The sequence below is a fragment of the Spirillospora sp. NPDC047279 genome, from assembly GCF_040643285.1.
Lineage (GTDB): Bacteria > Actinomycetota > Actinomycetes > Streptosporangiales > Streptosporangiaceae > Spirillospora.
The window spans coordinates 161204-174632 of sequence record NZ_JBEYUA010000011.1; the positions used below are offsets into that span (position 1 = coordinate 161204).

Sequence of the window (13429 nt, forward strand, 5' to 3'; positions counted from 1 at the left end):
GATGCGCACCGGGCTCCCGCCACCACGGACCGTGATGGCGGGAGCCTTTTGCGTTCAAGCTCCTGCGCATCTGGGGATTAATGGGGTAGCGGACGGCCTTCTCAGGGGCCACACTGATTTCGGGTTCGGTTCGCCCCTGGGGAGGTCCTCTTAATGGGTGCGCAGGTGCCGGAGACAATAGTCGGGCCTCGGTGCGAGGCGCGCTGGCGCGCGTCCGCCGAGGCGACAGACCCGCACGGCCCGGTGGAGGGCGTCTGATGCGACAAGTCCTCCTCCTGAACGCGACGTACGAACCACTCACCACGCTTCCGCTCCGGCGGGCGGTCTGCCTCGTGCTCCGGGAGAAGGCCGAAGTCGTCCATCACGACACCACCGGCGCGATCCTGCACTCCGCGACGATGGCGATCGAGGTCCCCTCGGTCATCCGGCTGCGCCGCTACGTGCGCATCCCGTACCGCACCCGCGTGCCCCTGACCCGCGCCGCCCTCATGCGCCGCGACAACTACCGCTGCGCCTACTGCGGCCGCCGGGCCGAGACGATCGACCACGTGCACCCCCGCAGCCGAGGCGGCAAGCACGTCTGGGAGAACTGCGTCGCCTCCTGCATGACCTGCAACCACCGCAAGGCCGACCGCCTGCTCGAAGAGCTCGGCTGGAGCCTGTCCGTCACGCCCGGCGTGCCCCGGGGCGCCCACTGGCGCCTGATCGGCATCGTCCACGACGGCGACCCCCAGTGGGCCCCCTACGTCACAGAGCCGGCTGCGTAGGGCCGCCCGCTGAGCGGGCCTTGCGGGTCAGCCGCAGCAGCCGCCTCCGCAGCAGCCACCACCGCCGCCCGAGCCGGGACGGGGCGCGGGAGCGCCTCCCTTGGCGGAGCCGGTGACGGCGACCGTGGACAGCAGTTTGACGGTGTCGTCATGGCCGTCGGGGCAGGAAGCGGGGTCGCCGGCCTGGATCATGGGACGCGAGACCTCGAAGGTGGCTCCGCACGCGCGGCAGCGGTAGTCATAACGTGGCACGTGTAGAGGATACGTGCGCGAAGGCCCGCAGCCCATGGGGCGCGGGCCTTCGTGTCGGCGCGGGTCAGTCCCGGTACAGCTGGTTGACGTCCCTGGCGGCGCCGGTGGAGGCCGAGGTGGCCATGGCGGCGTAGGCCTGGAGGGCCGCGGAGACGGGGCGGTGGCGGTCCTTGGGGCGGTGGCCGCCGTCGGCGAGGAGCTTCTCGCGGCGGGCGCCGAGGGTCTCCTGCGGGACGTCCAGCTCGAGGACGCGGCGGGGGATGTCGATCACGATCCGGTCGCCGTCCTCGACGAGGGCGATGGCGCCGCCGGAGGCGGCCTCGGGGGAGACGTGGCCGATGGACAGGCCGGACGTGCCGCCGGAGAAGCGGCCATCGGTGATCAGTGCGCAGGCCTTGCCCAGGCCGCGGCCCTTGAGGAAGGACGTCGGGTAGAGCATCTCCTGCATGCCCGGGCCGCCCTTGGGGCCCTCGTAGCGGATGACGACGACGTCGCCCTCCTTGACCTTGCCGCCCAGGATGCCGTCGACGGCGTCGTCCTGGCTCTCGAAGACCACGGCGGGGCCCTCGAAGGTCCAGAGCTCCTCCTCGACGCCGGCGGTCTTCACGATGGCGCCGTCGGGGGCGATGTTGCCGTAGAGGACGGCCAGGCCGCCGTCCTTGGTGTAGGCGTGCTCGGCGTCGCGGATGCAGCCCTCTTCGCGGTCGAGGTCGAGCTCGTCCCATCGGGCGTCCTGGCTGAACGCGGAGGTGCTGCGGACACCGCCGGGGGCGGCGTGCCAGAGCTCGCGCGCCTCGTCGCCGATCTCGGGGGATCGCACGTCCCAGGCGGCGAGGTGCTCGGCGAGGGACGCGGAGTGGATCGAGTGGACCTGGCGGTGCAGGAGACCGGCGCGGTCGAGCTCGCCCAGCAGGGCGGGGATGCCGCCGGCGCGGTGGCAGTCCTCGACGTGGTACTTGGCGGTCGCGGGCGCGAGCTTGCAGACGCAGGGCACGCGGCGGGAGAGCTCGTCGATCTCCTTGAGGCCGAAGTCGACGTGGCCTTCGACGGCGGCGGCCAGCAGGTGCAGGATCGTGTTGGTCGAGCCGCCCATCGCGATGTCCAGGACCATGGCGTTCTCGAACGCGTCCTTGGTGGCGATGTTGAGGGGGAGGACCGACTCGTCGTCCTGGTCGTAGTAGCGGCGGGCGATGTCGACCACGGTGCGGCCCGCGTCCTCGTAGAGGCGGCGGCGGGCGGTGTGCGTGGCCAGGATCGTGCCGTTGCCGGGCAGGGCCAGGCCGATCGCCTCGGTGAGGCAGTTCATCGAGTTGGCGGTGAACATGCCCGAGCAGGAGCCGCAGGTCGGGCAGGCGTTCTCCTCCATCTCGGCCAGGGTCTCGTCGGACACCGAGGCGTCGGCGGCGGCGATCATCGGGTCGATCAGGTCGAGCTTGTTGCCGCCGTCAACGCCCGTGACGGGCTTGCCGGCCTCCATCGGGCCGCCGGAGACGAAGACGGTGGGGATGTTGAGGCGCATCGCGGCCAGGAGCATGCCCGGGGTGATCTTGTCGCAGTTGGAGACGCAGATCATGGCGTCGGCGCAGTGCGCGTTGACCATGTACTCGACCGCGTCGGCGATCAGCTCGCGGGACGGCAGCGAGTAGAGCATGCCGCTGTGGCCCATGGCGATGCCGTCGTCGACGGCGATCGTGTTGAACTCGCGCGGCACGCCGCCGGCCTCGCGGACCGCGCCGGCCACGACGTCGCCGACCTCGCGCAGGTGGACGTGGCCCGGCACGAACTGGGTGAAGCTGTTGGCGACGGCGACGATCGGCTTGCCGAAGTCCTCCCGCTCCACGCCGGTGGCACGGAGGAGGGCGCGCGCGCCTGCCATGTTCCTGCCGTGGGTGACCGTACGTGACCTGAGCGGGGGCATGGGACCTCTCCTGACGTGTGATGTACCCATGATCGTATGCGCTGATCTGGGATTTTCGCTGGAGTCTCAGTCGCAGCGGCGGATCGCGGCGCTGCCCGGCCGGCCCGGCAGAGGTCCTGGGGGGTCGGCGACGACTTTCACCCGAGCCTACCAACCGGGGGCAACAGAAAACGCCGGGGGCGGGGAAGGGCCCGGCCGGCGTGGAGAGGGGTGGAGCGGGATTCTGAGAGGTGCGGAGAGAGGTACGGAGCAACTTTCAGGCCGAAATTCAGAAAGCAGCGGGTACCAGGAGGTGGAGCGGGCACCTCACGGCTGCGAGGTGCCCCTCCGGCACCGGTACCCGCAGGGGGTTCCCGATCGCTGGGGGCTCGTCGTTGAGCCGTCGGGGCTCTAGGCGTCCTGCGGATACTTGGGCGGCAGGGCCTTCTCGGCCGCCTTGAAGATCCGCTGGACGTCGGTCTCGGTCAGGACCTTGGGACGGCGTCGCAGGTAGCTGCGTGCCCGGTTGCCGGCGTAGACGTCGACGTCCCGCACCCGCATGACCTTCCACGGGATGGACGGGCCGTAGATCGCCACCGAGGCCTGTACGGGGACCTCGAAGCCGACTCGCTCTTCCAGCATCCTGGCCGCCTGCTCGGCCTCCCACCGCGCCTCGTCCAGCCGCTCCTTCTTGTTGAAGGGGCCGTGGAAGAGCTTGCGGTGCGAGAGGGTCCGCACCGGAAGGCGCTTGTCCCACTTCTCCGAGTCGATGGCGTAGACGCCGCTCGGGCCGATCACCAGGTGATCGATCCGGCCGTCGCTGACGCCCTCGTCGTCCATCGGGACGGCGCGTGCGTGCAGGACGACGTAGCCATTCTTCTGCAGGGCCTTGAGCTGACGCTCCGTGCGCCGTTCAGCGGCGGACGACTTCTGCCACGCCGTGACGCTGGAGTTCTTGCGGGACCTGCGGACCGTGTCGGCGATGACCGCGATCACGGCGGCCGTGATCCCGATCCTGATGTCGAAGACGACGGCGAAGAGCACGCCGACGATCAGTGCCACCACGCCGCGTTCGATCCACCTGCGGATCTGGGGGTCGTTGAGCATGTCTCCGTAGGTCTGCTGATTTTCGTCGACGGTTCGTTTCAACGGTGTCTCATGGGGCTGCCCACGTGCCTGCTGGGTGTTGTTGCCCCGCTCCATGATCGCCATAAATGACGCTCCGTAATCCTTCCGGGCTGGAGGCATGATCCTCTGTGCGCAGAGTAATGATTTCGACGGTTGGCGACTAGTGATGTCGGGTTAATACTTTTGTCGCCGCGTCTGGGTGATTCGCGGGTGTCACGGCCGGGTAGGTTTGTTTTTACCCCCTCTTCCTCGGTGTACCGCCGGATGCCATCTTTGATGCTCTCGCACCCGGCGTCTACCGTTCGGCGGTGTGACGCATACCCATGACCTCACCGCCCAAGCGCTCGCCGACGCCATCCGCACCCGGGAGCTTTCCCCGGTGGAGATCACAGATCACTACCTGGAACGCATTGAGCGGGTAAATCCCCAGGTGGGCGCCTACACCACGGTCACGGCGGAGCTGGCCCGCGATCAGGCCGCCAGAGCCGAAAAGCAGGTTCTGGAAACCGCCGACCCCGCCGACCTCCCCCCGTTCCACGGGGTCCCGATTCCGGTCAAGGACCTCAACATGGTGAACGGGATCCGGGCGACGCTCGGATCGAAGGTTTTTGACGATCTCACCGGCTTCGCGGACGACAACGTCGTGGTACTCCTGAAGCAAGCGGGGTCTGTCCTTCTGGGCAAGACTTCCACCCCCGAATTCGGCTTGCCCTGTTATACGGAAAGTGCCGTCGCGCCGCCCGCCCGCACCCCCTGGGACCTGTCCCGTTCGGCAGGCGGATCCAGCGGCGGCGCGGCCGCGGCCGTGGCCGCGGGGCTGGCCCCGATCGCGCAGGGTAGCGACGGCGGCGGGTCGATCCGCATCCCGAGCAGCGCCTGCGGCCTCTTCGGGATCAAGCCCACCCGCGGCCGGATCTCGCAGGGCCCGATCATCCCGGACCTGTTCGGCCTGTCGACGAACGGGCCGATCGCCCGGACGGTCCGGGACGCCGCCGCGCTGCTGGACGTCATGGCGGTCCCGCAGCCGGGAGACCTCTACAGCGCCCCGCCGGCCGAGGGAACGTTCCTCTCGTACGCCGGACGCCCGCCCGGCCGCCTGAGGATCGCGCGCAGCCTCGAACCGGCCGTCCCCGGCGTCGAGGTGCACCCCGACTGCGTCGCCGCCTACGAGGCCGCCACCGAGCTGCTGGGCGAGCTGGGGCACGAGGTCGTCGAGCTTCCCCGCGTGATGGGGCCCGAGCTGGTCCCGCACTTCGAGCTGCTGTGGGGCGTGATGGCCACGCTCACCCCGGTGCCGCCGGAGGGCGAGCACCTGCTCCAGCCGCTGACCCGCTGGCTGCGCGAGCGGGGCGACGCCACCACGGCGCCCGAGCTGTTCCGGGCCCACGCCGGGCTGCAGGCCGCGCTGCGCGCCGCGTTCCCGGTCATGAACGAGTTCGACGCGATCCTGCACCCGACCCTGGCGCTGCCGCCGGTGCCCGTCGGGTACTTCCACGACCAGGAGCCCGCCGAGAACTTCGAGCGCCAGAAGCACTTCACGCCGTTCTGCGCCGCGTACAACATCTCCGGCCAGCCCGCGGTCAACGTCCCGCTGCACTGGAACGACGCCGGGCTCCCCATCGGGATCATGCTGGCCGGGCGGCTCGGCGGCGAGGGCACGCTCATCTCGCTCGCCGCCCAGCTGGAGGAGGCGCGCCCCTGGCTCGGCCGCAAGCCCGGCGTCTGGGACGCCTGAGGCGGCCTCCGGCCCGCCCGTGCCCGTGTTCCCGCCCATGCTGAAAGGAGACGTCGCACACGGTCCCGGGGTTCGACACGTTTTCTGGGGAATGTTCCCGACGTGGTGGACGAGGATCTGAACTCCCTGGCCGAGGCGCACAGCGTCTCCACTCGCTACACCGACTGGCGCGGCCACGAGGCCGCGGTCTCCCGCGAGACCCTCGTGGCCGTGCTGGCGGCGCTGGGCGTGGACGCGTCCACCCCGGCGGCCGTGCACGACGCGCTGGCGCGCCTGAACGCGCGCGAACGCGCCGCCCCCGAGCCGCCCGAGACGCCCGAGCGGCTCGCCCCCGGCTCCCGGGCCTGGGGGTTCACGACCCAGCTCTACTCGGTGCGTTCCGCCGGCTCGTGGGGCATGGGCGACCTGCGCGACCTGGCCGGCCTCGCCTCCTGGGCGGGCGCGCTCGGCGCCGGGTTCGTGCTGGTCAACCCGATGCACGCGACCGAGCCCGCGCCGCCGGTCGGCCCGTCGCCGTACTCGCCGATGAGCCGCCGCTTCGCCAGCCCGCTGTACCTGCGGGTGGAGGACGTGCCGGAGTACGCGGCGCTGCCCGGCCGGGAGCGCGACCGTCTCGCGGACCGGGCGGCGGGCCTGCGGAACCGCGGCGAGATCATCGACCGGGACGCCGTCTGGCAGGCCAAGCGCAAGGCGCTCGAACTCGTCCACCGGCTGCCGCGCACCTCCGCCCGCGAGGCGGCGTACGACCGGTTCAAGGAACGTGAGGGCGCGCCGCTGAAGAACTTCGCGGTCTGGTGCGCGCTCGCCGAGGAACGCGGCGCCGACTGGCGGCGCTGGCCCGCCGAACTGCACGACGCCGACGGCCCGGCGGTGGCCATGGCGGCCAAGCGCCTCGCCCGCCGCGTCGCCTTCCACACCTGGTTGCAGTGGCAGCTGGACGAGCAGCTCGGTAACGCCCAGCGGGCGGCCCGTGACGCGGGCATGCCGATCGGCGTCGTGCACGACCTCGCGGTCGGCGTGAGCCAGGGGAGCGCCGACTCCTGGATGTACCGCTCGTTGTTCGCGCCCGGCATCAGCGTCGGGGCGCCGCCGGACGAGTTCAACCAGCGCGGCCAGGACTGGGGCCAGCCGCCGTGGCACCCCGAACGCCTGGCCGCGAGCGGCTACGCCCCGTTCCGGCAGATGGTCGCGGCGGCCCTGCGGCACGGCGGCGGCCTGCGGCTCGACCACGCCATGCAGGTCTCGCGGTTGTGGTGGGTGCCCGAGGGGCGCCCGCCGTCCGAGGGCACCTACGTCTCCTACGACCGGAACGCGCTGCTCTCCTGCCTGGTGGAGGAGGCCACCCGGGCCGGGGCGGTGATCATCGGCGAGGACCTGGGCACGGTCGAGCCGGACGTGCGCGCCGACCTCGCCGCGCGCGGCGTCCTCGGCACCTCGCTGTTGTGGTTCGAACGCGCCGGCGACGGCGGTCCCAAACCGCCGGAGGCCTGGCGGGAGCCGTCGCTGGCGACGGTCGGCACGCACGACATGCCGCCGATCACCGGCATCCTGCACGGCGACCACCTCGACCTGCGCGACCGCCTCGGCCTGCTGACGCGGCCCCGCTCGGTCGAGGAGACGGAGCACCGGCGCCTGCTGGACGGCTGGCTCGGCCTGTTGCACGCCGAGGGCCTGCTCGCGGCGGCGCCCGCCGAGATCACGGCGGCGCTGGCGCGCGGCTCCGCCGAGTACGACGTCCCGGTGGTGGCGGCGCTGCACGCGTTCCTGGCCCGGACGCCCGCCCGGCTCGTCGGCATCGCGCTCGCCGACGCCGTGGGGGAGCGCCGGACGCAGAACCAGCCCGGCACCACCGACGAGTACCCCAACTGGCGGGTGCCCCTCGCCGACGCGGCCGGCGATCCCGTCCGGCTCGAGGACCTCGACGGCCATCCGGGCGTGCTCGCCGCGATCGAGGCGCTCAAAGCCCGGCGGTGACGCGGTCAGATGCCGGCGGTGACGCGCTCGGTCACCTCGTGCAGCAGCCCGTCGGGCTCGATCGTGACGCCCGCGATCGCCGAGAACAGCGCGGGCAGCCCGGGCAGCGGGTAGGAGTCGCCGTCGCTGCCGTCGAGCGCGGCCCGGCCCAGCGGCTGGTGGCTCAGGGAGGCGCGCGACCGCGCCCACGCGGTCTCGACCTCCTCCGGCGACGGCACCCCGAAGCCGTGCCCGACCGGGGCCGCGTGCCGCAGCCTGACCAGCGCGCCGTCGGTGAACTCCGACGCCAGCTTGCACCGGTCGGTCAGGTCGGCCCGCACCGGCTCGTCGATCCGCGACATGACCGTGCAGGGCGTGCGGCACCGGACCGCGCAGTCGCCGAGCGCCTGCGACACCTGGCTGTGCTGGCGGTCCAGGTAGGCGCGCCAGCCGGGGCCCGGCTCCTTCGAGACGCGCAGGGTGCGTTCGCAGGCGGAACGTTCCGGCCGGGTGTGGTCGCAGATCCGCGCCGACCCCGGCTCGATCGGGACGCCGAACCGGCTGCCCTCGCCGGTCACCGAGGCGCCGATCAGCGCCGGGTCGCCCGCGTGCCCGAGCACCGGCTCCCAGGCGAGCATGGGCAGGTATTCGCTGGCGATGTGCACGGCCGCGACCAGCGCCGCCATCTCGCGGCGCCGCCACCGGATCTCGATGACCTCCAGCAGGAGCGCGTACGCGGGCCGCAGGCTGGCCAGCGCGCCGCGGGGGCGTTCCTTGGGCGTCTGCGGCATGCGGCTGGCCCGGGCCCGGTCGAGCAGGTCCCTGGGCACCTCACCGACGGCCTCGGGCATGCCGAAGTCCTCGGCGTCCAGGTCGAGGACCCGCTGGCCGAACGCGCAGAGCGCGGCCAGCGGCTCGGCCTGCCGCGGCTCGACCACCTGAGGCGCGAGGGCCTCGATGTCGCCGAACGCGTAGCGGCTCGCCAAGGCCCTCAGAACATCCCGCGCGGTCTCCACGTATCAACCCTTCCACCCCGGCCCCCGTGATCATTCCCTCGATTGGGCAACGATTGCGTGATCACGGGGGGTTCCGGGACGGTTCGGGCCCGGCCGGACCGGCCGGCTCGGGCCCGGTCCGGTCAGCCCGCGGACGCGTCCTTGGCGCGGGCGCGCAGGGCGCGGGCGACGCCGTCACGGCCCTCCGAGAGCAGCCGGACGAGCGCGGCCGGCGGCCGATGCTCGGCGATGTAGGCCTCGGTCAGGTCGACCGTCTCCTGCTCGACGATCAGGAAGGGGTAGGCGACCTCGGCGAACGTCTGGGACATGTCGCTGCTCCACTCCTTCCAGATCCGGCCGACCTCGGCGAAGTACCGCTCCCGGTAGGGGCGGAGCAGCTCGACGTGGTCGGGCTCGGTGAACCCGCCCAGCGTCGCCCGGAAGACCGCGTTGGGCAGGCCGCCGGAGACGACCCGCTCCCAGGCGGCGGCCTTGGCCTCCGCGGTGTCGACGGCCGCCTTGCAGGCCGCCGCGTGGCGCTCGCCCGCCGCGGTCGCGTCCCGCCGCAGCTCGGCGTCGATCTCGGTCTCGCCGGCCTTGCCCTTGACGACGAGGCGGCGCAGCAGCGCCCAGCGCAGGTCGGTGTCGATCGTGAGGCCCTCCAGCGTCTGCGAGCCGTCCAGCAGCCCGGCCACGAACGCCAGGTGCTCGTCGGTCGTCGCCGAGCCGGTGAACGCCTGCGTGTAGGCGAGCTGGAAGTCCGAACCCGCCTCGGCCTCCCGGGCGAGCCGGAGCAGCGCGTCGGCCATCAGCTTCAGGCCCTCGGGCTGCCAGGCCGGGTCGGCGTACTGCACGATCGCGGTGCGCGCCTGGCGCAGCAGCGTCTGGGCGACCGAGATGTCGGTGACGCCGCTGATGCCCTGGACGACGAGCTCGACGTAGTCGCGGGTGGCCATCTCGGCGTCGCGGGTCATGTCCCACGCCGCCGACCAGCACAACGCCCGCGGCAGGCCGTCCCTGATCTCGCCGATGCCCTGGACGAGGGCCCGCTGCGAGTGCTCGTCCAGCCGGATCTTGGCGTACGTCAGGTCGTCGTCGTTGACCAGCACCAGGTCGGGGCGCTTCTGGCCGATCAGCTCCGCGACGCTCGTGCGGGCGCCGACCACGTCGAGCTCGACGCGCTCGCGCCGCACGATGCCGTCGGCGGTGCGGTCGTACAGGCCGATCGCCACGCGGTGCGAGCGCAGCGTCGGGTAGTCGGCCTTGGCCTCCTGCAGCACCTCGAACGAGGTGAAGGCGCCGTCGCCGTCCACCTCGTACACCGGGCGCAGCGTGTTGACCCCGGCCGTCTCCAGCCACTCCTTGGACCAGGACGCCAGGTCGCGGCCCGAGGTCTCCTCCAGCGCGTCCAGCAGGTCGGCCAGGACGGTGTTGCCCCAGGCGTGCCGCTGGAAGTAGCGCCGGACGCCCTCCAGGAAGTTGTCGCGGCCGACGTAGGCGACCAGCTGCTTGAGGACGCTGGCGCCCTTGGCGTAGGTGATGCCGTCGAAGTTGACCTCGACCGCCCGGATGTCGGGGATGTCGGCGGAGATCGGGTGCGTGGAGGGCAGCTGGTCCTGCCGGTACGCCCAGGCCTTCATGAGGTTGGCGAACGTCGTCCACGAGCCGGTCCACTTGGTCGCCTCGGCCTGGCACAGCACGCTCATGTAGGTGGCGAACGACTCGTTCAGCCACAGGTCGTCCCACCAGCGCATGGTGACCAGGTCGCCGAACCACATGTGCGCCATCTCGTGCAGGATCGTCTCGGCGCGGCGCTCGTAGGCGGCGTCGGTCACCCGCGACCGGAAGACGTAGTCCTCCAGGAACGTGACGCAGCCGGCGTTCTCCATCGCGCCCGCGTTGAACTCGGGCACGAAGAGCTGGTCGTACTTGGTGAACGGGTACGGCTGGTCGAAGACCTTCTCGAAGAAGTCGAAGCCCTGCCGGGTCACGTCGATGATCGCGTCGGCGTCCAGGTGCTCGGCCAGCGAGGCGCGGCAGAAGACGCCCAGCGGGATCACGCCGCCGTCCGGGCGCCGGTACTCGTCGGTCACCACGTGGTACGGCCCGGCGACCAGCGCGGTGATGTACGTCGAGACCTCGGGCGTCGGCGGGAAGTGCCAGTCGCCGCCCTCCGATCGGTCGGCGGCCTCGTTCGTCACCACCTGCCAGCCCTCGGGGGCCGTCACGGTCAGCTCGAACGTGGCCTTGAGGTCGGGCTGGTCGAAGCAGGTGTACATCCGGTGCGCGTCGGCCGTCTCGAACTGCGTGTAGAGGTAGACGCTCTGGTCGACCGGGTCGACGAACCGGTGCAGCCCTTCGCCGGAACGGGAGTACGCGGCGTCGGCGACGACGCGCAGCTCGTTGTCGGCGGCGAGGTCGGGCAGCGGGATCCGGCCCTTCTCGCCGTCGTAGGTGCCCGGGTCGAGGGCCTTGCCGTTGAGGACGACCTCCCGTACGACGGCGCCGTGGAGGTCGACGAAGGTCGAGGCGCCCGGCTCGCTCGACGCGAACCGGACGGTGGTGGTGGAGCCGAAGCGCTCCTCACCCGTGGTCAGGTCCAGCTCCACCGCGTACGACTCGACGCTGAGATGCCGGGCCCGTTCCCGCGCCTCGTCGCGCGTGAGGTTGCCTGCCACATGTACTCCTTGGTCGTCAAAAACCTGGTTCCTCCATGTCTACCAACACGGGGCCCGTCAGGGCGGGAGTGCCACAGCGCAAGGTTCCAGGGAATTGGCCGGTGTCCGCCGGGGTTGCTCGTTGTAAGTGATGATCTGTCTTGAGGAGGCTGACCGTGTCGCAGGAAACCCGTGAGCCGGTGGACTTCTGGTTCGATCCGCTGTGCCCCTGGGCATGGATCACCTCGCGCTGGGTGCTCGAGGTCGAGAAGCTGCGGCCGATCGACGTGCGCTGGCACGTGATGAGCCTGTCGGTCCTGAACGAGGGCAAGGACGTCCCGCAGCGGTACAAGGACATGCTGGAGCGGGGCTGGGGGCCGGTGCGGATCTGCATCGCCGCCGAGCAGAAGTACGGCCCGGAGGTGCTCGGCCGGCTCTACACCGAGCTCGGCACCCGCCGCCACCACGACAAGCAGGAGTTCGACCGGGAGACCTACGAGGCGGCGCTGACCGCGGCGGGCCTGGACCCGGCGCTGGCCGAGGCGGCGGACTCCACCGACCACGACACCGCCCTGCGCGCCTCCCACAAGGACGGCATCGACCGGGTGGGCGAGGAGGTCGGCACGCCGGTGATCTCGGTGGCCGGGCACGCGTTCTTCGGGCCCGTGGTGACGCCGATCCCGCGCGGCGAGGCCGCCGCCAAGCTCTGGGACGGCGTGCTCGCGGTCGCCCAGACCGACGGCTTCTTCGAGCTGAAGCGCACCCGCACCCGCGAGCCGGTGTTCGACTGAGCGGCCCCGCCGGATTGACGTGATCACGGCCTTTTCGCGCCAATCTCGTTATTGCGACGAACTTGCAACTGCCATGCGTGCGCCCTCAAACTGGTCCTACTGACTAACAGCTAGGGCGGTGACGTACGTGCACGTACCGGACGGATTTTTTGACGCCCCGGTCTCCCTCGGAGCGGGCGTCGTCGCCGCGGCGGGCATCGGGCTCAGCCTTCGGGGTGCTCGCCGCGAGCTCGACGACCGGACGGCCCCGCTGGCGGGCCTCACCGCGGCGTTCATCTTCGCCGCCCAGATGATCAATTTCCCGGTGGCCGCCGGGACCAGCGGCCACCTGATGGGCGGCGCCCTCGCCGCCATCCTCGTGGGCCCCTATACGGGCGTGCTCTGCGTATCGGTCGTCCTCCTCATCCAGATGTTCTTCGCCGACGGCGGTGTCACGGCGTACGGGATCAACGTCACGCTGATGGGCATCGTCAGCGTGGCCGTCGGTTACGGGATCTTCCGCCTGCTGATGGGCGTGCTGCCCAAGACCCGCTCGTCGGTCACGGCGGCGGCGTTCGCCGGCGGCCTGGTGTCGGTGCCCGCCTCGGCGCTCGCGTTCGTCGGCCTCTTCGCGCTCGGCGGCACCGCCGACCTGTCGCTGGGCGCGGTGGCGACGGCGATGCTGGGCGTGCACGTACTGATCGGCATCGGCGAGGGCGTGATCACCGCGGTCACGGTCGGCTCGATCGCCGCGGTCCGGCCCGACCTCGTCCACGGCGTCAACCTCACACCCGCCACGCCGCTCGAAGTACGGACCGGCGCGCGCACCTCCGGGGAGGTCTCGGCATGACCAAGCACCCTGCCGCTTCCGGGGAGGCGACTCCCCAGACTCAACAGACTCCCCAGACCCCCCGCGGCGCCCGAAAGGCGGCTCCGCCGAGCAGGCGCTTTTTCGCGGTCTTCCTGCTGGTCGCGGTGATCGTGGCGGGCTTCGTCAGCTTCTACGCCAGCGCCTCGCCGGACGGCCTCACCAAGGTCGCCGAGGACAAGGGCTTCGCGTCCCAGGAGAAGGACCACGGGCTCAAGGACTCGCCGCTGGGCGACTACGGCGTCAAGGGCGTGGACGACGAGCGGCTGTCCGGAGGCCTCGCGGGCGTCATCGGCGTGGGCCTGACCCTCGCCGTGGGCGGCGGCCTGTTCTGGGTCGTGCGCCGCAGGTCCCCGAGCTCCAAGTCCCCGAACTCCAAGTCCCCGAGCTCCGAGTGATGGCGTCCG

The 13429-nt window shown here is 71.5% G+C and carries 11 protein-coding genes; 6 read left to right on the forward strand and 5 right to left on the reverse strand.

Translation table 11 applies throughout. The features are described 5' to 3' along the window. The first annotated feature begins 257 nt into the window (after window positions 1-257). Entirely contained in the window at window positions 258-767 is a 510-nt protein-coding gene (locus ABZ810_RS27810; RefSeq protein WP_358408160.1) for an HNH endonuclease, read from the forward strand. A 27-nt stretch (window positions 768-794) separates the two neighbouring features. Here ABZ810_RS27810 and ABZ810_RS27815 read toward each other — a convergent pair whose 3' ends face one another. The 3 genes from ABZ810_RS27815 to ABZ810_RS27825 all read right to left on the reverse strand — a co-directional run bounded on the left by ABZ810_RS27815 (window position 795) and on the right by ABZ810_RS27825 (window position 4023). Next, window positions 795-1019 (reverse strand): zinc ribbon domain-containing protein, encoded by a 225-nt coding sequence (locus ABZ810_RS27815; RefSeq protein WP_358408162.1) that lies wholly within the window; start codon window positions 1017-1019, stop codon window positions 795-797. Window positions 1020-1083: 64 nt separating this feature from the next. Beyond that, window positions 1084-2937 carry a dihydroxy-acid dehydratase gene (gene ilvD / locus ABZ810_RS27820; protein ID WP_358408164.1) on the reverse strand — a complete coding sequence of 618 codons (1854 nt, stop codon included), beginning with the start codon at window positions 2935-2937 and terminating at the stop codon, window positions 1084-1086. Window positions 2938-3327: 390 nt separating this feature from the next. Next, window positions 3328-4023, reverse strand: a complete 696-nt coding sequence (locus ABZ810_RS27825; RefSeq protein ID WP_358408166.1) for a nuclease-related domain-containing protein — start codon at window positions 4021-4023, stop codon at window positions 3328-3330. Window positions 4024-4354: 331 nt separating this feature from the next. On the opposite strand from ABZ810_RS27825, the gene ABZ810_RS27830 reads away from it, so the two are divergent. Together ABZ810_RS27830 and malQ are read left to right on the forward strand one after the other, a co-directional pair. Further along, a complete protein-coding gene (locus ABZ810_RS27830) occupies window positions 4355-5779 on the forward strand; it encodes an amidase (protein WP_358408169.1) in 1425 nt (474 codons plus the stop codon). Between the two features lie 102 nt (window positions 5780-5881). Beyond that, the gene (gene malQ / locus ABZ810_RS27835) at window positions 5882-7753 is read left to right on the forward strand and encodes a 4-alpha-glucanotransferase (RefSeq protein WP_358408172.1); all 1872 of its coding nucleotides are present in this window, start codon (window positions 5882-5884) and stop codon (window positions 7751-7753) included. Window positions 7754-7758: 5 nt separating this feature from the next. On the opposite strand, the gene ABZ810_RS27840 is transcribed toward malQ, so the two are convergent. Both ABZ810_RS27840 and pepN read right to left on the reverse strand, forming a co-directional pair. Beyond that, window positions 7759-8718 (reverse strand): hypothetical protein, encoded by a 960-nt coding sequence (locus ABZ810_RS27840; RefSeq protein ID WP_358408174.1) that lies wholly within the window; start codon window positions 8716-8718, stop codon window positions 7759-7761. 152 nt (window positions 8719-8870) lie between these two features. After that, entirely contained in the window at window positions 8871-11405 is a 2535-nt protein-coding gene (gene pepN / locus ABZ810_RS27845; RefSeq protein WP_358408177.1) for an aminopeptidase N, read from the reverse strand. Window positions 11406-11560: 155 nt separating this feature from the next. Between pepN and ABZ810_RS27850 the strand changes: the two genes are divergently transcribed. The 3 genes from ABZ810_RS27850 (at window position 11561) to ABZ810_RS27860 (ending at window position 13420) form a co-directional block, all read left to right on the forward strand. Continuing rightward, a complete protein-coding gene (locus tag ABZ810_RS27850; protein WP_358408179.1) occupies window positions 11561-12175 on the forward strand; it encodes a disulfide bond formation protein DsbA in 615 nt (204 codons plus the stop codon). 127 nt (window positions 12176-12302) lie between these two features. Further along, the gene (locus ABZ810_RS27855; RefSeq protein WP_358408182.1) at window positions 12303-13004 is read left to right on the forward strand and encodes an energy-coupling factor ABC transporter permease; all 702 of its coding nucleotides are present in this window, start codon (window positions 12303-12305) and stop codon (window positions 13002-13004) included. After that, complete coding sequence (locus ABZ810_RS27860) at window positions 13001-13420, forward strand: PDGLE domain-containing protein (RefSeq protein WP_358408185.1); 420 nt, start codon at window positions 13001-13003, stop codon at window positions 13418-13420. Before ABZ810_RS27855 ends, ABZ810_RS27860 begins: the two co-directional genes overlap by 4 nt. Window positions 13421-13429: the final 9 nt, after the last annotated feature.